The sequence below is a fragment of the Wolbachia endosymbiont of Rhagoletis indifferens genome (genome assembly GCF_048537595.1).
GTDB lineage: Bacteria > Pseudomonadota > Alphaproteobacteria > Rickettsiales > Anaplasmataceae > Wolbachia.
Window position 1 is genome coordinate 98480 of sequence record NZ_CP175923.1, and the last position, 22021, is coordinate 120500.

Genomic DNA, 22021 nt, shown 5'->3' on the forward strand with positions numbered 1-22021 from the left:
CTTTTTTGCTATTTTTCCTAACAAGGTCAGTTTATCACTTTTTCCTTAACTTAATAGCAGTGCGAACCCATTTTCCCGCTCTTGTTTCCAAAATCATTTGAGAATTAATTAGCTTGATTATCTAATTAATTTATATTATATCAATAGAGGAACCTTTAATCCTCAAAAAAGTTATTGTTATCAATTAAATTTCAGGAGGTCGTATGAATGAAAACATTGAAGCACTTTTAAAATTTTGTGGTGTAGCATCAGCAATGGGAGCGCTTGTAGGTTTGGGATTGAGTTTTACAGCTTTATCACCTTTAGTAATAGGAGGAATTATTGGCTCCATAGCTCCAGCGCTGCTTGCAATTTGTCTTATTTGTTGTAAAAAAGATCCTATTGAGGAGAAAGATCTTAAAATCTCTCCTATTTGTCTCGGTACTATAGCACTTGCAAGCGTTACAATCGGAGTTGGTCTTGCTGCAGCTGCAGCTGCTATTTTTCCAGGTGCAATGATTGGAGCTGGATCCACAGCTTTAACAGGTGCAGTGATAGGGGTCTCTGCATTTATTGCAGGAGCTTTTGTAACAAATTATGTTATTGACCCAATAGTTGAAAAAGTGAATAAGCATATTATATCACCTATAGTTGAAAAAGTTAGTGAATGCTTTTCTTCAAAAGAGAAAGGATAACTAGTTTAAGATAACTAAATAAGGTTTCTTTTCTGTTATCTTTCTAAGTTATATCTTCCAGGCATAACTTCATCTATTTTCTTTGTAATTGTTGAGTTTACCCTACTTTCCTGCCTTTTCTATTCCCCTTTAATCCAGAATTCGTGTTAGTAGCTGATATAACGATTCCAAAAAAAACTTGTTGCAATCAAAAATATTTGTGCTACAGGTAACAAGTTTACATGATTTAGTGACAACTTTGTTGTGTAAAGTAAAGGCTAGTATTATTTGGAGGGTTTATGAGAGAAATTGATCAGAAATTACTTGATGCTGCAGGTCAAGGTAATCTTAGTGAGGTCAAAAAATGCCTTAATAGGGGAGCTAATATTAATGCTGTAGATAATAATGGTATGACAGCATTACATTGGACTGCTAAAAAGGGTCAACGAGAAGTTGCAAAGCTTTTGATTGATAATGGAGCTGCTACTAATGCTGTAGATAATAATGGTAGAACAGCATTACGTTGGGCTGAAATAGAAATTAATCCGGGAGTTGGAGAACTTTTAGGAGGTGAGTCTCGTTTAGCAGTAGCAGCACAAATGACGGTAGGGGGAGTGATAGTAGGAGGACTAATTGCGGGAGTGTGTGCAATAGGAGTAGTGCCACTAGCTGTAACAGGGTTGGTAGTAGGAGGAGTGGTAGCTGCGGCAAATGCTCCAGCGCCAGTATATGACGGAGAGCGACGGAGAAGATTGGAAGCAGCGGCAGGAGGGGCACAACCCGGATCTCTTCACTACCAGAGAACGGAACATGTGAGAAGGGAGTACGGTTACGATGATAGTCCTGGGTGTTCAATACAATTTTGTCAAGAACAACAAAAAGCATATTTACATTTATCACAATTTGTATCACATAATTTCCAAAGTGCATTAATTAAATCAATAAAACAAGGTCTTTATTTGCCTTCTTTTGAAGCAAGGAATGTTAAAATTAATGGTAAGTGTACTGCAATTACACGTAGCTTATCTCAAGCTTTATCCTTACAGAATAACAAATCATTTTTAAGTAATTTAGAAACTTCGGCTGAAATTTATGAGCGTATAGTGCAGGGTAAACAAATATCTAAAAGGGAAGAAAGAGAAGTTTTTGCTTTTAGTAAATTGCTTAACAATTTTGAAAGGCAGTTAGATTCTGCTACAAATAGTCTACCTTCAAACTTAATGCATAATAAGGTCTACAAAACATTCAGTGATTTATCAAGTGATATAGCTGAAATTAAAGGTAATTTTGCTATTCATTTAGTAACAAGCAATCATGTTGTTGCTATTTATAGAACTGGTAGTAATTATGCTTATTTTGATAGCAATGTAGCATTTGTTTCTGGGTTAAAAAGTGTTGATCAGCTTATGGAAGTTGCAGAAAAAGCAGTGGAATTTGCTGGCTATAAAGTAGAAGAAAAGGGCTTACTTGTTGAACACTTTGATGTTGCTAGAGCTAATAATCAACTACCTGATGAAGATAAGCAAGTTCTGACAAAAGAAATAAAAACAGAGCGTCAACTTCTAGCAGAGCAGGATAAGAAGCTTGGTCTTATTAAGATTAATGGTCAAGAATTATCTAGAGTTCAGCTATATGACTTTGGAACTAAAATTGATGTAAAAGGTGGTGTATCGTTACTTATCAATGCTGATATGAATTTAAGTAGCAAAAAGTTTCAGGATCTAATAGATAAAAAAGAAATAAGTATGACAGCTAGGGAATATCTCGATAACTTGAAAAATGGCAAGAATGTAGAAGAAGTGGTACAAGCAACCAAAGTAATTCCTTTTATAGGTTCAAAACGTGAAGTTGAAAAAGCAGAGCAAACACGCAAGCCTTTATTAGAACAGTTGGTTAAAGGAACAATTAATTCTATACTTGCTGCTGTTTCCCTTGTTAATATTAGCCGGTCAGAGAGTCAGTTGCCAGGAAAAGCAGATGATAAACCTAGAACCTGTTTAAATGATCCAACAGCAGACAAGCAGCTACAAAGATCACTGTGATATTTCTTCCTTGAGTTGTGCAATTTCAGCTTGAGGAAGACCAGTAGATTCAGCTATCAAGTTGATAGATACGCCAGCTTTAAGTAGGTTTTTAGCCACTGCTATTTTAGCCTGTTTTTCGCCCTCTTCTCTGCCTTTTTCACGTCCGATTAGGATGCCTTCTTCTCTACCTTTTTCAGTAGCATCATCAAGTTTTTGAGCGAGGACAGCCTGTTCATCAAGAATACGTTTTATTTCCTGTTCATAGGCAATAAATTCTTTTTCTGACCAGTTAAATCTATTTAGCTCTTCATAGGCCTTTTTAATTATTACATCACTACCTATTATTTTTTCCAGCTCTTCTTCACTAGTCTCATCTGCATATCGAAAAAAATAAACCCATTTTTCAACTATATTTTCCAACTGATCTTCCTTATTCTTTGGAAATTTTGGCAACTCAATAAATATAAAATAGAAATCTTTTAGATCATGCTCATTAGTGTCTTCATCTCGAATAGTATGCTTTGATTTGTACTCATATTTATTAGGAAACAGTACACAATCTGCTATAGCAATGAAGATAATTTCCTTAAGGTTATGATACTGGTCACCTTTATCAGCTTGCCTTGAGTAAGCTTTAGCAGCATAGTATTGGGCACGTTTTTCAAAGCCTTTAGTTTTAGCAACTTGCATCTCGACGATCACTTGCACCCCATTTTCATCTCTACAGAGAACGTCAACAATACTTTGCTTTTTAGCAGCAATATCAGGGTCTTGAATAGTGACCTTACCCAGAAAAAGTAGAGAGAAAGTTAAGACGTTTTTGGAGTAAAATAAAACGTTTTTTCAAAGAGGTGTAATATGACAAATAGAAGAGAATATACAGCAGAATTTAAATTGGAAGCTGTTAAGCTGGTTAAAGAAACAGGTCAAACAAGTACAAAAATAGCAAAAGATCTAGGTATAGATGGCAGTATGTTAAGTAAATGGGTAAGAAAATATGATGGAAAAATGTCTGGAGCATACGCATTTCCAGGCAAAGGAAAACTAGCTCCTTATGACAAAGAAAGATTTGATCTAAAAAAAGAGTTAGCAAGAGTAAGAAGAGAAAGAGACATTTTAAAAAAAGCCCTGGGATATTTTGCCAAAGAAAAAGAGTAAAATATTCTTTTATAAAAGAGCATAGAAATTGCTATAAAATACAGGAACTATGCAGGGTTTTGTGCTGGTGGTTATTATAAATGGATTGCTAAAGAAAAAAGCAATAAAGAATTAGCAAGGGAAGGACTTCTAGCAGAGATTCAAAAAAAGCATCTAAATGCAGATATGGAGCCCCTAAAATCCATAAAAGCTTTAGGCAAAAATTATAACATCAAAACAGTGCAAAATGTTATGCAGGAAAATGACATTATAGCCAAACTTAGACGAAGATTTAAAACTAAAAAACAACCAAATAATATGGTTATTGCTCCTAATATATTAGATCAAAATTTTATCACTGAGCAACCAAATAAAGTATGGGATTACTTATATAAAAACCAAGGAAGGTTGTTGGCAGCAATAATTCTCACGCATGGTAGTTAATGAGTCATACAATGACAAAACAATTAATTGTGGATTCTTTGCTTATGGCTGTTAACAAACGCAAACCCCCTGAAAATCTACTGTTACATAGCGATCAAGGGTCACAGTATACCTCTCAAAATTACCAATTTCTATTGAATACAAAAAACATCATTTCCAGCATGAGCCATAAGGGCTGTTGTTACGATAATTCTGTTGCAGAAAGCTTCTTCAGTTCACTCAAAAGGGAGCTGCTTATTGATACTTCTCAACATTCTGCTCAACAAACTAGAACTGCCATATTTGAATACATAGAAATCTTTTATAACAAACAACGTAGACATTCTACTATTAACTATTGCATTCCTGCACAATTTGATGCATCATTCTCATGACAAAATCGTCTTAACTTTCTCTCTACTTTTTCTGGGTAAGGTCACAGTGCCCACTTTCTTGTCATCCAAGTAGCTCCTTTCTCGTCATTCAAGTAGCTGACACTGGTTTCCATCCAAGACGGCAGTGCCCAGACATTGGAATCCAGAAAAATTGATTGTGCACTATACAACATTTTCGATCAAAAGCTGGATTCCAGACGGCTTTGTTGCATAGCACCTTAAGCAGTGATGGTTTACGACAAATTTATGTAATGATTTCAAATTTAGCCATACCAATATCAGTGAATTTGTTGAGCAAATAGCACTTAATTAGTAATTCTTTTTCACGATTTACTTCAGATTTATTCCTAAAGCTAAATCCAAATACTTGCTTCAACCTTGAGAAAAATCCTTCTATGTAAGATCTCTTTCCATAAATTGCTTCCTTTTTCCACTCTTTTACACCATCTTGTCCATATAATTTTATTAACCTAATAGCAGCATTTCTGTCAGACATATAATCTATTTTTGAATGTTCTGCTGCATCCTTTTTTGGTAGAACTTTTGTCTTTATATCGTATTTCTTACACAATTTATAAAGTTTGTGCCTATCGTATGCCCTATCTGCATATAATGCTTTTATTTTGTGCTGAAAATTAACTTCTTCAAGCAAATCGCAAGCTCCATAGTGGTCAGAGTAGACGCCATTACTGTATCTTGCAGCTATAGCTTTTTTACTATTCACACTTAACATAACATGTAACTTTCTTACTTGCTCGTAGCTTCGGTACTTTCTATCTGCACTGTTTTCCTTACTGTGGCCAGGAGTGTTACTGTAAATGCTGATACTTGTGCTATCTATGATAATTTCAATATTTTCCATGTTGCTTTTATCAACCCTGCAATCATTTATCTTAATATTAAGTTTTTTAAACCTTCTTGATGCTTGTGAATAGCTGATAACTGCCAAATTTTTTCCTATTTGTTGCAGATATCCTTTTATAAACCCCACCGTTTGTCTTAAACCAATTCTAAAAAGATTGACAATTATATGCACCAAAATTACGACTTTATCACTGTAAATATAGTTGCCGCCCTGCATTTTTGGACTATTTTCATACCAATTTTCGATAGCTTCATCGATGTAACGAAAAATATTTCCCCTTTTTTCAAGGAATTTGTTATATTCGTTTTGGTTACTGACTTTCATTTTCTGTGGCATATTTTTTCTTCAACAGTTAAATGGTTATTTATAATGAATTTTGTCAGTAGCCACCAGATTTTTTCGGTTGCTATGCAACAAAGCCATTCCAGACTGGAATGACAGCAGTCCTACGTCATGCCACCGCGAACCGTCATCCCACCACGAACCGTCATACCGCGATTTATTCGCGGTATCTCTTAGCATAGATTCCGCTAACACGTAGCGGGATGACGATTGTCAGGGTGTCATCCAAGTAGCCTCTTTTTTGTCATCCCAGTGCCCAGACTGGAATGACACCCTACTTAACCGTCATACCGCGATTCATTCGCGGTATCTCAGCCGCTAACAAGAGATCCCGCTAACAAGCAGCGGGATGACGGTTGTCGTTTAGCCATAAATGTTTAAGAAATTTACCAAATGAAAAAAAAGGCAAAAGAAACCCTGGTCATTGTCTATTTTCAGTATTGGCGTTTTTTAAGTCTTAAACACTGCAATTTAGCTGCTTTTAAATGCAACTCACCTTTGTTTAAATGTTTAAGAAATTTACTAAGCAGAAAAAAAGGCAAAAGAAACCCCGTGGTAATTAGTGTTCACTCTCTAATCCTGCAAATTGGCGTACTATACTGTCTTAAACGACTTATAAGCGCGTTTCAGCTTATATAGGTAAAAACCTAGAAATATTGTGAAGACATAAGGTGCACATAGTGCAAAAAATTAAAAATAAGACGCCAACTACGTTGTTTTCTTGCTGTTTAATCTGCACAGATGAAGATAACTGAATACCTTCAGTTTCATGATAAGGGGGCTGGCAAAGGGTGTCAAGTAAGTTTTTTCGTTTCTATTCCCAATAAAAGTTTGTTATATGGTTATGCAAGAAGTCTAATACTCATAGTTTCAAGCATATACTGAAATATCTCATTAGCTATAGCAACATCTTGGCGTGGGGCTTTGCCGTGTTCTATAAACACAGAGATTGCGTAGCGCGGGTTATGGTAAGGGCCATAAGCGATAAATAACTTATGACTTTCGCCCTTAGAGTTTATTTCTGGTGTACCGGTTTTGCCGGCAATTTGTATACCGCTTAGCCCTTTTTTATAGGTTCCAGTTTTAGAATTCACCACGTCAAACATAGCTTTTCGAACTATGCTAAGATGCTCACGATTCACATCAATATCGGAAAAATCTTGTATCGGTTTACTCATCTCAATGCGGGGAATTACCTCTTTTCCTGTTGCAAGCCTTGCCGAAAGAACTGCAAGCTGCAGTGGTGTTGTAAGTATATACCCTTGTCCTATAACTAGGTTGATAGTGTCACCTAAATACCACTGCGAATATAGCTTTCGTGCGCGCCAATCTCTATCGGGCAACAATCCTGGAGCTTCTTCTTTAAACGTTCCAATCATTGGCCCACTTCCAATACCAAATTTTCTGGCCATTTCTACTAGAGAGTCTACACTTATTTTTTTTCCTATGTTATAAAAGTAAGTGTTGCATGATAATGCCATTGCCTCATTTAAAGATACATATCCATGGACTTTGCTTTTCAGGCAACGAAATTTCCGCTCACCTATTTTCATATAGCCCTTACACGAGAATTTCTCTTCTGGTGTGATTATCCCGTCTTTTAAACCCGCAAGCGCAACTATTACTTTAAATATTGAACCAGGTGGAATTTGATACGACAATGCACGATTCACAAGTGGTAATGAAGGAGTATTCAAGCTTTCCCAAGTCTCATTTGATAATCTGCTAGCAAAAAGATTATTATCGTAAGAAGGTGAATTATATAATGCTAAAATTTCTCCATTATTTACATTAATTACCACTGCGGAGCCCTGGTGATCTTTAAATACCTCTGCGATTTTCTCTTGCAGATTAATATCAATTGTCAGTTGTACATCTTGTCCGTCTTGTTGTGGTATGCTTGATAATTCTTTTATGACGCGTTTTTTAGAATTTATTTCCTGCTCAGATTTTCCTGGCTTGCCTTTCAATATATGATCATATGTATATTCAATACCGCTGATTCCTACTTCGTTTATACCTTGCTGTCTTTTTGTATATCCAATTACATGAGAACATATTGAACCAAACGGGTAATAACGTTTATAAAGAGCAGTTACTTTTGTTTCTGACGATTTTGCTATTTTAGACTCGACTTCTGATAATGTTTGCAAATCAACTTCCTTACCAGAACCATCAAACAAAACAACATACGAAATTTTGTTTATCGCAAGTTCAATGCTATTCCTATCTAAAATTTTGCCTCGCTGAGGCATAATAGTGGTGATTCGTACCCTATTGTTATTAGACAGCGTTTCGTATTTTTGTCTGTTTCGTACTTGTAAATTATATAACCTATAGCTAAAAACAGCGGAAATGGTAAGCTGAATACCGCCTAATATGAATGCTCTGCGGTTAAAGACTTTGTTTTTTGTCCACATAACATTCCTTCAAAACGCACTTTTCCCCCCTCTTTTATTGTTACACTTCTGGCTTTTACCGTATTACAAACCCTTTTTTCCCACTCACTTAAGGTAACAAATTTGTAACCTGATTTTTTTAGTATTTTAATAATATGAGGTAAAGCTTCAATTGTGTTTGATCTGTTATTGTGATCATGAAACAGTATAACTGCTCCATTATGTACATTACTTAAAACTCTTTCAACTAAAGCTTCTGGTTTATCACCTTGCCAATCTAGCGAATCAACTGTCCATAATATTGAATACATATTTAATTGATCAGTATTTTCAATCAGATTATCGTCATGACATCCATATGGCGGACGAAACCATTTTACATCTTGTTTTATTACATTTTTAATTGCTGTATTTGTCTTTTCCAATTCTTGCAATTGTTCCTCACTTGAAAGTGATGTCAACTTCCTATGCGACCAAGAGTGATTGCCTAACTCATGACCTGATTCATGAATTTTCTTTACTATTTCAGACGTTTTTTCATTTATACGTTCACCAAGCACAAAAAATGTTGCTTTTGCTTCATAGCTTTCCAGAACATTAATAATATCGTTTACTCTATTGTTAGACGGTCCATCATCAAACGTAAGCACAACAAACTTATCGTCGTTATTCAACAATTTTTTTATATTACTTAAATTTCTATATGATAGATCCAGATTACAACTAAGCCCACAGTATGGTAAATTAAAATTACAATCACCACAGAAAACCGCGCTTGAGTATAGCAAAAGAAAAGTTATTATCCTTATAAACATTTTGTAATCAGCAAAGCGATAGGATACTATGCACTTTTTTGCTAAGTTAAGCCATCTTTAATTGCTGTAGCCTTTACTTCATCACTTCTTTAATATATTATATTAACAATTTTATATAATATATTATGATTGCAAATATAAATACCGTTGCGCTTCAGGGAATTAGCACAGTAAATGTCAATGCACAAATTCATATGGCAAATGGTATTCCAGCTTTTAATATTGTTGGATTACCGGATAAAACTGTTGCAGAATCCAAAGAGCGCATCAGAGCAGCGTTAAATTCAATCAATCTACTACTACCTCCAAAAAGAATTACAGTTAATCTCTCCCCTGCGGATTTGCTGAAAGAAGGCAGTCATTATGACTTGGCTATTGCTATTGGACTACTTGTTGTAATGAATGTGATACCAGTTGAAAAAGTTCAGTCTTATATCATTATGGGTGAGCTTGCCCTTGATGGCAGAGTTATTCCAGTTTCAGGTGTGCTGCCAACAGCAATCAATGCAAAACAGACAAATAAAGGAGTAATTTGCCCAAGGGGAAATGGAGTAGAGGCTTTATGGGTAAAGAATGTTTCAATTCTAGCTATAGAGAAATTAACTGATATTATCAGACACTTTAAGGGTAAACAATTAATTCAGCCAGTAATTTTTAATTATAGTGATGCACCCAAAGAAAAAAGATTGATTCCCGATATGAAGGATATCAAAGGCCAAGTTGTTGCAAAAAGAGCAGCTGAAATTGCAGCAGCAGGTGGACACAATATGCTTCTTGTTGGCCCTCCTGGTACTGGAAAGTCAATGCTTGCTAAGCGCTTTATAGGATTGCTGCCTGATTTGACCGAACAGGAGATGATTGATGTTAATATTATTTCCAGCATAACAAAAACTGGTAATGAAATATTCAAAGTAGCGCGTCCCTTTCGTGAGCCTCATCATTCATGCTCTATGCCAGCAATGATAGGGGGAGGAAAGAATGCAAAACCCGGAGAAATTACCATGGCTCATAATGGCGTGTTATTCCTTGATGAGTTGCCAGAATTTCCAAGACTTGTGCTTGATTCTCTGCGCCAACCACTTGAAGATAGAAAAGTTACCGTTGCAAGGGCAAATGCTCACATTACTTATCCAGCCAATTTTCAACTGATAGCTGCAATGAACCCTTGCAGGTGCGGTTATTTAGGTGATGCAAGCAGATCGTGCAACAAAGCTCCAAAGTGTGGCACAGATTACAAAAACAAAATATCAGGACCATTGCTTGATAGAATAGACATATGCATTGAAATGCCAAACGTTAGCATACTCTCTCCTGAAATCTCTGTGGAGGGAGAAAGTACTAAGATCATGAGAGAAAGAGTGATAGCAGCGAGAAAAATTCAAACTGAGCGTTATAGTAAATTGAATGTTCGTTGTAACGCAGAAGTAAGCGGTGAAGCATTTAATAAATTTACTGAACCAGATCAGGCAGGGTTAGAATTGCTAAAATACGTACTGAAAGAAAATTACATTTCCAATCGAGGCTACACACGCGTATTAAAAGTTGCAAGAACCATTGCAGATCTTGCAAAAACTGAAAAAGTAAAAAGAGCACACATTGCTGAAGCGTTGAATTACAGAATAAGGGTATATTAAAAAATTAGTTTACTTGACAGACAATTTGTTTCATTATATACTACCCTTAATGAAATTTTAACATTCTATTTAAGGAGTAGAGTTATGGCATTAACAGAATATAATTACGAACAAGAACATAGTGTTTTTCACGCTATTTCAGAGGGATATAAACAACCTGATAAGGAACACTGGGGAGTTACAGGTGCTGCTGGTGGGCTTGGTCAGTATATTAAGGATAATAAGTTAAGAACAGCATTATTTCCGCTTGCAGTTGCAAGTGTTGTCTTTACAGCAATGCATATGAAAGCAGGCTTTGTTAGTGCAGCAGAAGCTTCTGGGTTTCTTGCTAAGACTGCCAGCTACTTTGTTGGGACAAATCAAGCAATAGCTGCTTCATTACCTGGATTTATCGGAACAGGTGTTGCTGGTCAGATAGTTGCAGGTGCCATAATGGCAATTGCTGCAGCTGCTGTTCTTTATGGAACATATCAAGTTGCCTCAAAATTAAAAGATGTTGTGGTTGAAGCATGGAAAGGAGAAGGAAAAACTGCATAATAACTTCAACAAAACAAAAAGGGATAGGTTTCTGTCCCTTTTTATAAACACTTTCTATTTTTTTGAAGTAATATCATCCAAAAATCTAGTAATTATAAAATAGCACTTATTAGTATAAATATTAAGAATAAGTAAATCCCGTTTACTGTTTACGCCTATAGAAGTGAAAAGTATTTGCATATTATTAAAAAAGCGGTAACTTATTATCAAGTGAATTCGCTAATATTTGAGTAATTTAAATGTCAATTGACCTTAGTTTACCAGAGTTACCTATATTACACCCAAGGATTACCGTTGTGGGAGTGGGTGGTGCTGGTGGAAATGCTGTGAATAACATGATCCAATCCAATTTGCAAGGAGTGAATTTTGTTGTCGCAAATACCGATGCTCAAGCACTAGAAAAGTCTTTGTGTGATAAAAAAATTCAACTGGGTATTAACTTAACCAAGGGTCTTGGTGCTGGTGCTTTGCCTGATGTTGGCAAAGGTGCAGCAGAAGAATCAATTGATGAGATTATGGAGCATATAAAAGATAGTCATATGCTTTTCATCACAGCAGGAATGGGCGGTGGTACTGGAACCGGTGCAGCACCGGTAATTGCAAAAGCAGCCAGAGAAGCAAGAGCCGCAGTTAAGGATAGAGCGCCAAAAGAAAAAAAGATATTGACTGTTGGAGTTGTAACTAAACCGTTCGGTTTTGAAGGTGTGCGCCGTATGCGCACTGCAGAGTTTGGACTTGAAGAATTGCAAAAATACGTGGATACACTTATTGTCATTCCAAATCAGAATTTATTTAGAATTGCAAATGAAAAAACTACATTTTCTGATGCATTTAAACTTGCTGATAATGTTCTGCACATTGGCATCAGAGGAGTAACTGACTTGATGGTCATGCCAGGGCTTATTAATCTTGACTTCGCTGATATAGAAACAATAATGAGCGAGATGGGCAAAGCGATGATCGGCACCGGAGAGGCAGAAGGAGAAGATAGAGCAATTAGTGCTGCGGAAGCTGCAATATCCAATCCATTACTTGATAATGTATCAATGAAAGGTGCGCAAGGAATATTAATTAACATTACTGGTGGCGGAGATATGACTCTGTTTGAAGTTGATGCTGCAGCCAATAGAGTGCGTGAAGAAGTAGATGAAAATGCAAATATAATATTTGGTGCTACTTTTGATCAAGCGATGGAGGGAAGAGTTAGAGTTTCTGTTCTTGCAACTGGCATTGATGGTCGCAATAATAAATCAGAAACTTCACCTATAAGTCAGAGCGAAGACTCAGAGAAAGAGAAATTTAAGTGGCCCTATAGTCACAGTGAAAGTACGCAAGACAAAACACTGGAAACAAAACCAACTGAACAGGTAAGCGAAGGAGCTAAGTGGGGCAGCAATATCTATGATATACCAGCTTACTTAAGAAGAAAAAAATAATGCAACTTTGGCTACTCAAGTCAGAGCCAAGTGAATATTCATGGCAAAAAATGGAAAAGGAGCAGGTAGTTGAGTGGGATGGCGTGCACAATTATCAAGCTCAAAATTACATGAAAATTATGAAAGTAAGCGATCTTGCGTTTTTTTATCATACAGGTAAAGAGAAAGCAATACTTGGAATCGTTGAAGTATTTAAAGAGTATTATCATGTTAATGATCCCAAGTTCGGATTAGTGAATGTAAAGTTTTTGAACCCTTTAAATAACCAAGTAACGTTAAATAATATAAAACAAAACCCACTTTTGAAAAATATGGCTATATTAAAACAACCACGTTTATCAGTTTCTCCAGTTTCGGAAATTGAATGGAATGAAATAATAAGAATGAGTGAATGTTAGAAGTAAATATTCTTGACAAGAAATGGTGCAGCATCATAGAAAATCCTAAAGATTTTGTATTAGGTGTCATCAATACTTCTCTAAAAGAATTAAAAATAGACCACTATAAACCAAATATATCAATAGCTCTGGCTGATGATGACTTGCTACATCAACTTAATTTAAAATTTAGAGAAATGGATAAACCAACTAACGTACTATCATTTCCGTATGAACAATTGTCTAATGAGTGCGATTTAGGAGACATAGCAATTTCAATAGACACAATAAAAAGAGAATCGCATGAGTATTGTATACCCATTCTTGCTCACATTACACACATGTTAGTGCATGGATTACTGCATTTACTTGGTTATGATCACCAAAAAAAAGATGAAGAAATTATAATGAAAAATCTAGAAAGAGAGATTTTAGCTTCGCTTGACTACAATATGTGCACGATTTAAAAGGAATTTAATAAAAATATAGTAGATGATAATAAAATATGTTATCTACAAAGGGTTTTAGCTATAAACAATAAAAGGTAAGTGATATGGTTCAGTTTTCTTTGCCAAAGAATTCTAAAATTAATCAAAAGGGCAAAATTTATCCTATTCCTGCTAGAGCAAAAAACATCAGAAGATTTCAAATTTACCGTTGGTCTGCTGATGACGAGAAAAACCCTAGAATAGACACATTTTTTATTGATATGGATAGTTGTGGCCCTATGGTACTTGATGCATTAATAAAAATAAAGGATGAAATAGATTCGACTTTAACTTTCAGACGTTCTTGTAGAGAAGGCATATGTGGATCTTGTGCCATGAATATTGACGGAACCAATACTCTTGCATGTACTAGATCTATACACGATATAAAAGGTGACGTAAAAATATATCCATTACCTCACATGTATGTGATAAAGGACCTAGTCTCAGACTTGAGCCAATTTTATGAGCAATACAAATCAATTAAACCTTGGTTACAAGCAGATAAGCCTGCCCTACCAAATAAAGAATACTCTCAATCTTCTGAAGATAGAAAAAAATTAGATGGCTTGTCCGACTGTATATTATGTGCTTGCTGTTCGACTGGTTGCCCAAGCTACTGGTGGAATAGTGATAAATTTTTAGGACCAGCAATACTATTACAAGCCTACAGATGGATTGCTGACAGCCGTGATAATAAGACAGGTGAAAGACTTGATGTTTTAAACGACCCATTCAAGTTGTATCGTTGTCATACAATAATGAATTGCACAAAAACTTGTCCTAAAGGACTTAATCCAGCAAGAGCAATAGCGAAAGTAAAACAGCTCATGGTAGAGAGAGAAGGAGTTTAAGTATTATCTTTTGCATTCTTCGTAAGAGAACAGCAAACCTTCCGAAGCGTAGGGTATTGTTAATACCCTGAACGCTTTTCCATTCGTGAAATGCATCGTATCATCATACGATTCAAATAATTTTTTGAATAACTCATGTCTTTGGTTACTAATAGTTTGAAAATCCTCTTTTTCTAAAAGCTTTTTAGATTCGAAGAGGTAAAGCATAACTTCATGATAAGTTGGGTAAGATGCCAAAAATTTTGGGTCAAATTGAAAGGTTTTTATGAAAGCATTATTATAAAATTTTAGCTTTTGATTCTTACTATATATTACTATAGCAACCGACAACCTCTCAAGCAAATTTTTCTGTGTAGCTAAATAACTGTTTAATTCAGTATATAATTTCTCTGCATCACTAACATCTTTCCCATACATTACTATGCTACCAGAACCTTGTATTGGAATTTTAACAAAATCGAAAACCTTAGGTTCGTTCTTGTAAGTTACGACATGCCTTCCTGGTTTTGTGCTATGAGCGCTACTGGTAATAGCAAATTTCTTAGAACCATCTACATACTTATCATAAAACAAATTATAAAATTCCACCTTTCTATTCTTGTTATATTTTAGTATTGGAAATGGTAAAGAGTTGAAAACATTTTTATAGCTCTCCACTTCTTGTGTAAGCTTACTATTTTCTAACTCAAGTCCGTTAGCTTTTATCTTATAGTCTGAGACATTCCTTATCCATAACAGCACACCTATCACATTGGTAGAATCATCTATTATGCTTCTGCCGTAACATATGCAATAAACCTCACTGTCCTTTGACTTTAAATCTAGAGTAAAAGATTTATTTATTTCCTTTGCCTCAACAAAATTTTTAATTAAGCTTTCTGATTGCTCAAAAAAATTCACAAACTCATTAAACGAGTAAAAAACAGTATTAAGCAAAATTAGTAAGTTGGGAGAGAACTTTTCTATACGCTTTTTTGCATCCCAAATATAAAACCCATCATTCACAGTATCAATTAAATTATTTATGATAACATTTTGATGCTGTAAGTTCTTAATCTTATTACTAATTTTTAATTTAGAATAAGAGAGAAAGAATAATATTAGAATCAATATTAAAACCACTTCATACAAAAAAAACATAGCACTTTTAAAACAAATGTAAAAATTTGTAACCGCTCAGAATTATGCTGAAGAGGTATATAAGTAAAGATTGCCTAACATTTGAAAGCCCAATCTCTTATAAAGGTTCACAGAAGATTTCATACAATGTGCTACTATATATTTGCATTCAAGCTGCTTAGCTATCTTTATTCTTTCTAAAACCATTTGGGTACCTATTCCACGATTCCTGTAAATTGGTAAAACTCCATCACTATAAAAACCAGCTACGCTGTCTTGAACATAAAGACCGCATGTCCCAATAATTTCACTATTTAGTGTTACAAGAAAAAATCTTAATCTTGAGTTTTTATCATCATAATTTGATAATCCGCGAAAAAATGTGCTGACAATTCCAACGCCATGATAAAAAATTTTAGAAGTGTGTAAATCTAACTGTTCTAAGAGGTCGCTACCATTTACAGCATTTAACCTCAAGTTTGGAATAACATCAGCAGGTAAAAAGTAATTTTTCATATTAAGTAAAGCTTTTTTTGGTGTGCTAACGTGTTTTATTTCACACTTTTCTAAAATATCTCTTACTTTCATATGTGAATTTATTACCCATGTTGCTTCTATATCTCTTGTTCTGAGATAATCTAGAGTTTTTTGTATAGAAAGCTCGGTACATTGATCTCCACAGAACACAAAATTAAATAATGACTCCCTGGTACCATTTATTGTAAATGTAACGTTATCAAATTCATCGTGTACTTCCCACTCAGATAAATTCGCTGTGTACAGTATATAATCCTTTAGATTTTGAACAATTAAGCTTGAATAATAAATTTTTTTATCCTGCATACATCAACAATAAACAATAAAAGGCTCCTATAAGAACACAGGCTAAAATTGCAGCTATAATGTCATCTAGCATAACACCTAAAGGACCTTTGGTATTTTTATCGATCAAATTTATAGGCCACGTTTTTATTATATCAAAAAACCTAAAAGAAAAAAAGCACAACAACAATGAAGAGCAATTCATCTCTTGGCTTAACAATATCGAAACTAAAAGTATTGTCAGCAATTGACCAACTACTTCGTCAATTACTACCTCTTTTGGATCACATGAAGTCTCGTAGTGTTTTATATAATTGCCTATAGACCATAGTCCAATCAAAAATAAAAAAAAAATAATTGCTGCACCTAAAATTCTGTCACTCAGTATTACAGGAACAATTGGATAAGAAGCTAAGCTGCCTACGGTACCTGGCATTTTTTTTACTGTGCCAGACAGCCACCATGTTGATATCAATTTATATAAAAATTTCACAATACACCAAAGTACAAAACTAATTTACAAGAACAGAAATAGTATCCTCTATAGAGGCGCTTTCATACAATAATCTATAGACCGCTTCACATATAGGCATTTTTATCTTTAGCTTTCCTGCTAAATTAAATATGGGCTCAGCAGTGCTAAAACCTTCAATCACTGACTTGTCTTCTGACAAAATCTGCTGAACATTAAAGCCATTGTCACTATTACCTATTTTAAACCCAAAAGATAGGTTTCTTGAATTCAAGGATGTGCATGTCATAATTAGATCACCCAGACATGCCGGCCCAAGTAGTGTATTTATATCCACATTACCGTTACCAACTTTTGCTGAGTATAAAGCCTTAATTTCGCTCATACTTTTCGTAATCAATGCTGCATGAGCATTAAACCCAAGTTTACTACCTAGAACAATCCCACACGCTATAGCAAAAACGTTCTTTAACGCTGCACAAACCTGTATCCCTATAACATCACTACTAAGGCGTAATTTAACATTTTCTTGCTGTAGTTCTGATATTAGCTTTGAACCCAATATGTTATTTTGGCACGCAAGAACCATTGAATAGGGCAATTTTTTTGCAACTTCTATAGCAAAACTAGGGCCTGAAAAAATAGCAATAGGATTGTTAGGTAAAACTTCATTTACTATTTCACTAGGTAATTTTAATGTAGACTTTTCTATTCCCTTACAAGCTAAAATTATTGCTACATCTTTTTTCAGATTACAATTATGCAATTGCTGACATACCTCCCTCAGAGACTGAGTGGGAACAGCGAGGATTGTTACTGAAGCATTAATTGTGTCTTCAATAGCCAGTTTTACTGACACATTATCAGAAATTCGACAACCGGGTAGCTTGTCACTTTCTCTTTTCCCGTTGATTGATTCAAATGTAGTTTCATTGCGAGTCCACAAAATCACATCTTTCTTACTACCTAATGAAATTGCGATTGCTGTACCCCATGCACCAGCACCTAAAATTGATATTGCCACACAATATTCCTGAAAGTATTACTTATACTTTAAAATAGTAGGATAAGTAAATTAAAAATATAACACAGGCATATAGAATAGTTAAATATTTATTAACCGAAGTATTCTTTTAATAATAGTAACTTTAATTCAATATTTACTAAAAATACTATTACTATCATGGTATGTCTATTATATTTTAGATCTATTTATATAACTTTGGAACAATATATTTACTATTAATTAATAAGTGTAATTTTGATCATTTGTTAATAAAAATTTGATTTATTACTTTCCTTAGTTATATATATTACTAAAATTATAAATTATTTATGGGGTGTAAAATATGCGTATATTATTAATTGAAGATGATCAAGTAAGTGCAAAGACTGTGGTTAACGCCTTAACTTCTGATGGACACTTCTGTGACGTTGTTACTTCTGCACAAGATTATAACAATAACATGGTTTCCTCAAACGGAGATTACTATGACCTAGTTATTTTAGATATACACTTGCCTGGTGATATTGACGGATATGATATATTGTTAAGACTAAGAAGTGCAAAAATCAAAGTTCCTGTCTTAATACTTTCATGTATATCCGCTGTCAATCACAAAGCTAAAGGACTCGGGTATGGTGCCGATGATTACTTAACCAAGCCATTTCATAAAAGCGAGTTATTAGCTCGAATTAAGGCCATAGTGCGTCGTACTAAAGGCCATCCTGAATCGGTGATAAAGATTGGTAATATAAATATCAATTTTGATCACAGGATTGTTGAGGTGAAAGGTAAAACGGTTCACCTTACTAATAAAGAGTATTCTATGATAGAATTGCTAGCACTGCGTAAAGGAACAGTACTAACAAAAGAAATGTTCTTAAATCATCTTTACAATGGCTTGGATGAACCTTCAGATAACAAGATAGTTGATGTTTTTATGTGCAAATTACGTAAGAAACTTGAAAGTGCAAATGATGGAAAAAGCCACATAGAAACCGTTTGGGGCAGAGGGTATGTTCTGAAAGAGTATATTGATGATGAAGAATATTCTAATGTTAATGTAGGCGAAAGTAGTGATGGCTATCAAGCAGAACAAGTGAAGGACAACGCATGAAATGCCTACACATTTAAATATAGCATGGCTTATATCGCACGTATCATGTGACGCCTAGGTGAAATATAAGCCGAGTTCTGTTTATGTAGCTATTTATCTGGAGTAAATGTTACCATTTACCTCATGCGATTTACCCGAGTAGATATGAGGAAAACATAAAATCTACTTCTATTTAATCTTGCTCCTAGTGTTGGTTACTCGACTACCAATGTTACCATTGCCATGGTGTGCTCTTACCACACCTTTTCACCCTTACCTAAGAATATTTTAGGCGGTAATTTTCTGTAGCCCTATAACTGGAGTTACCTCCGGCGGGCATTACCCGTCACTATTTTTCCTTGGAGCCCGGACTTTCCTCTGCTATGTTTATCACATAACAGCAGCTACTTATTTCACCCAGGAATTATACTTTAACATGAAAATCACAAAAGCAAAAGACAATTTCCTAACAGTTTACATATTAAAAACATTCAGACAAATAGCTAAAGGTGATATTCCGGCACATCATCGCTATCCCAAGATAAGCTTCTTTCACTCTTAGACTCCGCTTCAGTCAGTCAAGAGCTTGCTGAAGACGATGAGCTACTTCTTGATCGACTACTATTTTCTACTGATATACTGTCTAGCACTGTTTCAGATCGATCCATAGTTCGCATTCTGTCACCAGTGGTAAAAATTTCTTCATCGCTACTTGAAGATGATCGCCTTCTATAACCCAAATCAGTTAGTTCTAACACAGGAGCAGCATTACGACCCTTAACATATCTATATGCTATGAATCCTATAATTCCAACAATACCTATTGCTCCAACCAAAGATCCCCCTATCATTCCTGCCCTATTAGACCCTATAGCAAGTTGAGTAGGCTGTGGTGAAGAAGTAGTTTGAGAAAATAAAGTTGTAGTGAACATAGGAGTTGTCAACTCCCTTGTTCTAGTACTCGGCATAGTAGACACTGTTTGTGTAGTTCTCTCTGAGTTTGTTGTTGGCGCATTAGTTGGCATTGTAGTAATCACAGTCACTTGTGAGGTGGCAATAGTTTCAGCTACTGTTGTTGGCTCTGATGACGTAGATGCCGTGCTTATTTTAGTTGTTAACTCTGTTAAAGGCTTACTCATCGTAGTACTGCTTGCTGTAGAAGTCGACGCAACAGTCGCTGCTGTAGGTTTTACAGTACTTGTCCCAGTTTCCGAAGTTACTATCGGCGCACTAGTTGACGTTGTAGCAACCATGGTCGTTTGTGAAGTAGTAGTTGTTTTTGCTACTGTTGTTGGCTTCACTGTTACTGTACTTGTTTGAGTCGTTGACTCCGCTGAAGGTTTATTCATTGTAGAAGTAGGTGCAACGGCTTCTGTTGTTGGCTCCACTGTTACTGTACTTGTTTGAGTTGTTGACTCCGTTGAAGGTTTATTCGTTGTAGAAGTAGGTGCAACGGCTTCTGTTGTTGGCTCCACTGTTACTGTACTTGTTTGAGTTGTTGACTCTGTTGAAGGTTTACTTATTGTAGAAGTAGGTGCAACGGTAGTTGATGCTTCTGTTGTTAATTTGGTAGTCTTTACAGTGTCGGTTTCTGTTGTGCTAGTAATTGCAGCAGTCGGCGTTTTCTTAGAAGTCACAACCGTCTCTGTAACAGTTATAGGAGCCACGGTACTACTAGAAATGATATCAGGTGTTAATCGACCGTTAATGATATTAACAAAATCGCTGAGAGTTTTGATGCTACTTGCCGGTATTATTGTTACCTTAGAAGGTTTTTCAAATCTTTGATGATTGAAAATTGCGATGTTTTCTCCACTTACTGCAGTTACAATAAAACTGTCTTGACCATTGTCTTTAACGTACAATTGCTCTATAGAATCTGCAAATTCGCAAACAGTAAAGTTCGATTTTGATCCATTCTTAACAAGACTTATTAAATGTAACGTTTGTTTATCAGACAACCGGTCTTCTGCAAGAAAGGCAACTAGATCATTGCCTTTGATTCGCTTCACATACTGTAGAAAATTTATTTCACCTGCATTAGAAGTAATAGATGACACTGTATCTATTTGACATTTTTTCTTACCAAGCAAACATTCGTCGATTCCCTTTCTATTCTTCAGATCCTCAACCACTTTAGCCATATCGAACTTAAAAATATTTGTTCTTACTTCTTGATTCCCAACAATGTTTTTCCTCACTTGCGAATAAAGCATCGTGTTTCCATCTAATGCCAGTTGCCCTGGGTTACCAAATTCCAATAATTTTCTTTCTGTGATACGGTTTTTTCCAGCTAATGCTTTAAATTTTCCACTTCCATCTGATTTTAAATACCAAGAAACTAAAGTTTGATCCTTTAAGTTATGAGCGATTACAATTACATCACCATTACCAACTTTCACTGCTTTTGGTTGAAAGTAACTATTGCCTTCATTTGCAGGATTATCATTATTAATATTCTTTTGTAATTTCCTTTTATCTAAATGTTCAACTGAAGGTACGTTGATTGATTGCTTGATTCCGTAAGTGTTAAAAGACAAACCTTTAACGTATTTTTCTCCTTCTTCGCCAATTCCCTCTTCAGGAAAGATAACTCCAACTTTATCTATTTCAGCTGAATCTTCTATTAATGTGAGAGATAATTGATCTTTGAATTCATTTGCTACACTGATACCAGTATCCCATTCGTATGTTTTTGATTGATATGATGGACTAATAAGTAATTTTACTTTACTGCTCCCATTACCATTATCTTGATAGCTGAGTCCATAAGCGATTCCATCTCCTTCAATTAACCCTACGTTTGCTGGGTTAAAACCTATCGCTTCTTTAACTTCCGGTGTATTTGAGTTGATCCCGAGTAATCTTCTTAATATAGACATAATTTTATTTAAAATATTAATAAAATGCTATTATGATTACCCCTGTGTGTTAATGTCAATGAAAATTTTAACTAAAATTAAAAAATTAACGTCTTTATAATCCGCAGAGCGAAATATGAAAAATGAGTAGCAGTAAAGAATTCGCAAACTGGGTGGATAAGCAATACCACTCTATAGATAGCATGATACTGTAGAACGCTATCTCTTAAAAAACCAACAATTGCAATTATTAGCCCTTCAGATATAAT

The 22021-nt window shown here is 35.1% G+C and carries 19 protein-coding genes, 1 other RNA gene and 1 pseudogene; 10 read left to right on the plus strand and 11 right to left on the minus strand.

Annotated elements, in window-relative coordinates; all coding sequences use genetic code 11:
- Positions 1-203 precede the first annotated feature (203 nt).
- Both ACJZL1_RS00540 and ACJZL1_RS00545 read left to right on the plus strand, forming a co-directional pair.
- Positions 204-674, plus strand: coding sequence for a hypothetical protein (locus tag ACJZL1_RS00540; RefSeq protein ID WP_265026338.1), 471 nt, complete (start codon positions 204-206; stop codon positions 672-674).
- A gap of 278 nt (positions 675-952) precedes the next feature.
- Positions 953-2695, plus strand: coding sequence for an ankyrin repeat domain-containing protein (locus ACJZL1_RS00545; protein ID WP_419247267.1), 1743 nt, complete (start codon positions 953-955; stop codon positions 2693-2695).
- On the opposite strand, the gene ACJZL1_RS00550 is transcribed toward ACJZL1_RS00545, so the two are convergent.
- Positions 2687-3469, minus strand: a complete 783-nt coding sequence (locus tag ACJZL1_RS00550; RefSeq protein WP_419247533.1) for an Rpn family recombination-promoting nuclease/putative transposase — start codon at positions 3467-3469, stop codon at positions 2687-2689. The two genes, ACJZL1_RS00545 and ACJZL1_RS00550, sit on opposite strands and share 9 nt — an antisense overlap.
- A gap of 66 nt (positions 3470-3535) precedes the next feature.
- On the opposite strand from ACJZL1_RS00550, the pseudogene ACJZL1_RS00555 reads away from it, so the two are divergent.
- Positions 3536-4632: pseudogene (locus tag ACJZL1_RS00555) on the plus strand (IS3 family transposase).
- Between the two features lie 244 nt (positions 4633-4876).
- Here ACJZL1_RS00555 and ACJZL1_RS00560 read toward each other — a convergent pair.
- From ACJZL1_RS00560 to ACJZL1_RS00575, 4 genes are all read right to left on the minus strand, one after another.
- Positions 4877-5833: an IS5 family transposase gene (locus ACJZL1_RS00560; protein ID WP_264735368.1), complete on the minus strand. Its 957-nt coding sequence runs from the start codon at positions 5831-5833 to the stop codon at positions 4877-4879.
- A gap of 24 nt (positions 5834-5857) precedes the next feature.
- Entirely contained in the window at positions 5858-6034 is a 177-nt protein-coding gene (locus tag ACJZL1_RS00565; RefSeq protein ID WP_419247268.1) for a hypothetical protein, read from the minus strand.
- Between the two features lie 647 nt (positions 6035-6681).
- A complete protein-coding gene (locus ACJZL1_RS00570) occupies positions 6682-8259 on the minus strand; it encodes a penicillin-binding transpeptidase domain-containing protein (RefSeq protein ID WP_419247269.1) in 1578 nt (525 codons plus the stop codon).
- Positions 8214-9053 (minus strand): polysaccharide deacetylase family protein, encoded by an 840-nt coding sequence (locus ACJZL1_RS00575; protein WP_320109925.1) that lies wholly within the window; start codon positions 9051-9053, stop codon positions 8214-8216. Before ACJZL1_RS00575 ends, ACJZL1_RS00570 begins: the two co-directional genes overlap by 46 nt.
- 125 nt (positions 9054-9178) lie before the next feature.
- Here ACJZL1_RS00575 and ACJZL1_RS00580 point away from each other — a divergent pair, with 125 nt between their 5' ends.
- The 6 genes from ACJZL1_RS00580 to ACJZL1_RS00605 all read left to right on the plus strand — a co-directional run bounded on the left by ACJZL1_RS00580 (position 9179) and on the right by ACJZL1_RS00605 (position 14379).
- The gene (locus tag ACJZL1_RS00580) at positions 9179-10687 is read left to right on the plus strand and encodes a YifB family Mg chelatase-like AAA ATPase (RefSeq protein WP_341812852.1); all 1509 of its coding nucleotides are present in this window, start codon (positions 9179-9181) and stop codon (positions 10685-10687) included.
- An 84-nt stretch (positions 10688-10771) separates the two neighbouring features.
- On the plus strand, positions 10772-11224 hold the full coding sequence (locus ACJZL1_RS00585; protein WP_419247270.1) for a hypothetical protein: 453 nt from the start codon (positions 10772-10774) through the stop codon (positions 11222-11224).
- Positions 11225-11463: 239 nt separating this feature from the next.
- Positions 11464-12660 carry a cell division protein FtsZ gene (gene ftsZ, locus ACJZL1_RS00590; protein WP_341818497.1) on the plus strand — a complete coding sequence of 399 codons (1197 nt, stop codon included), beginning with the start codon at positions 11464-11466 and terminating at the stop codon, positions 12658-12660.
- A complete protein-coding gene (locus ACJZL1_RS00595) occupies positions 12660-13058 on the plus strand; it encodes an EVE domain-containing protein (protein WP_265026328.1) in 399 nt (132 codons plus the stop codon). The genes ftsZ and ACJZL1_RS00595 overlap by 1 nt, the downstream gene beginning before the upstream one ends.
- Positions 13052-13504, plus strand: a complete 453-nt coding sequence (gene ybeY, locus ACJZL1_RS00600) for an rRNA maturation RNase YbeY (protein ID WP_419247271.1) — start codon at positions 13052-13054, stop codon at positions 13502-13504. Before ACJZL1_RS00595 ends, ybeY begins: the two co-directional genes overlap by 7 nt.
- An 86-nt stretch (positions 13505-13590) precedes the next feature.
- Positions 13591-14379 (plus strand): succinate dehydrogenase iron-sulfur subunit, encoded by a 789-nt coding sequence (locus tag ACJZL1_RS00605; protein WP_010082472.1) that lies wholly within the window; start codon positions 13591-13593, stop codon positions 14377-14379.
- Between the two features lie 3 nt (positions 14380-14382).
- Here the strand turns inward: ACJZL1_RS00605 and ACJZL1_RS00610 are convergent, their stop codons facing one another.
- The 4 genes from ACJZL1_RS00610 to ACJZL1_RS00625 are packed head-to-tail and all read right to left on the minus strand — an operon-like array spanning position 14383 to position 17816.
- Positions 14383-15519 (minus strand): hypothetical protein, encoded by a 1137-nt coding sequence (locus tag ACJZL1_RS00610; protein WP_419247272.1) that lies wholly within the window; start codon positions 15517-15519, stop codon positions 14383-14385.
- Positions 15520-15561: 42 nt separating this feature from the next.
- Positions 15562-16341, minus strand: coding sequence for a GNAT family N-acetyltransferase (locus tag ACJZL1_RS00615; RefSeq protein ID WP_265026324.1), 780 nt, complete (start codon positions 16339-16341; stop codon positions 15562-15564).
- Positions 16331-16813, minus strand: coding sequence for a phosphatidylglycerophosphatase A (locus ACJZL1_RS00620; RefSeq protein ID WP_265026323.1), 483 nt, complete (start codon positions 16811-16813; stop codon positions 16331-16333). Before ACJZL1_RS00620 ends, ACJZL1_RS00615 begins: the two co-directional genes overlap by 11 nt.
- A 19-nt stretch (positions 16814-16832) precedes the next feature.
- Positions 16833-17816 (minus strand): NAD(P)H-dependent glycerol-3-phosphate dehydrogenase, encoded by a 984-nt coding sequence (locus tag ACJZL1_RS00625; RefSeq protein WP_419247273.1) that lies wholly within the window; start codon positions 17814-17816, stop codon positions 16833-16835.
- A 325-nt stretch (positions 17817-18141) separates the two neighbouring features.
- Here ACJZL1_RS00625 and ACJZL1_RS00630 point away from each other — a divergent pair, with 325 nt between their 5' ends.
- A complete protein-coding gene (locus tag ACJZL1_RS00630) occupies positions 18142-18912 on the plus strand; it encodes a response regulator transcription factor (protein ID WP_096616586.1) in 771 nt (256 codons plus the stop codon).
- Between the two features lie 50 nt (positions 18913-18962).
- Here ACJZL1_RS00630 and rnpB read toward each other — a convergent pair.
- Positions 18963-19312, minus strand: an RNA gene (gene rnpB / locus ACJZL1_RS00635) — RNase P RNA component class A.
- A gap of 157 nt (positions 19313-19469) precedes the next feature.
- Positions 19470-21773 carry a hypothetical protein gene (locus ACJZL1_RS00640; protein ID WP_419247274.1) on the minus strand — a complete coding sequence of 768 codons (2304 nt, stop codon included), beginning with the start codon at positions 21771-21773 and terminating at the stop codon, positions 19470-19472.
- Positions 21774-22021 lie beyond the last annotated feature (248 nt).

Coding starts and splice junctions, on each gene's coding strand:
- ACJZL1_RS00630 (WP_096616586.1), top strand. CDS start 18,142: ATGCGTATATTATTAATTGAAGATGATCAAGTAAGTGCAAAGACTGTG.
- ftsZ (WP_341818497.1), top strand. CDS start 11,464: ATGTCAATTGACCTTAGTTTACCAGAGTTACCTATATTACACCCAAGG.
- ACJZL1_RS00615 (WP_265026324.1), bottom strand. CDS start 16,341: ATGCAGGATAAAAAAATTTATTATTCAAGCTTAATTGTTCAAAATCTA.
- ACJZL1_RS00570 (WP_419247269.1), bottom strand. CDS start 8,259: ATGTGGACAAAAAACAAAGTCTTTAACCGCAGAGCATTCATATTAGGC.
- ACJZL1_RS00610 (WP_419247272.1), bottom strand. CDS start 15,519: ATGTTTTTTTTGTATGAAGTGGTTTTAATATTGATTCTAATATTATTC.
- ACJZL1_RS00540 (WP_265026338.1), top strand. CDS start 204: ATGAATGAAAACATTGAAGCACTTTTAAAATTTTGTGGTGTAGCATCA.
- ACJZL1_RS00560 (WP_264735368.1), bottom strand. CDS start 5,833: ATGCCACAGAAAATGAAAGTCAGTAACCAAAACGAATATAACAAATTC.
- ACJZL1_RS00580 (WP_341812852.1), top strand. CDS start 9,179: ATGATTGCAAATATAAATACCGTTGCGCTTCAGGGAATTAGCACAGTA.
- ACJZL1_RS00640 (WP_419247274.1), bottom strand. CDS start 21,773: ATGTCTATATTAAGAAGATTACTCGGGATCAACTCAAATACACCGGAA.
- ACJZL1_RS00575 (WP_320109925.1), bottom strand. CDS start 9,053: ATGTTTATAAGGATAATAACTTTTCTTTTGCTATACTCAAGCGCGGTT.
- ACJZL1_RS00605 (WP_010082472.1), top strand. CDS start 13,591: ATGGTTCAGTTTTCTTTGCCAAAGAATTCTAAAATTAATCAAAAGGGC.
- ACJZL1_RS00585 (WP_419247270.1), top strand. CDS start 10,772: ATGGCATTAACAGAATATAATTACGAACAAGAACATAGTGTTTTTCAC.
- ACJZL1_RS00595 (WP_265026328.1), top strand. CDS start 12,660: ATGCAACTTTGGCTACTCAAGTCAGAGCCAAGTGAATATTCATGGCAA.
- ACJZL1_RS00545 (WP_419247267.1), top strand. CDS start 953: ATGAGAGAAATTGATCAGAAATTACTTGATGCTGCAGGTCAAGGTAAT.
- ybeY (WP_419247271.1), top strand. CDS start 13,052: ATGTTAGAAGTAAATATTCTTGACAAGAAATGGTGCAGCATCATAGAA.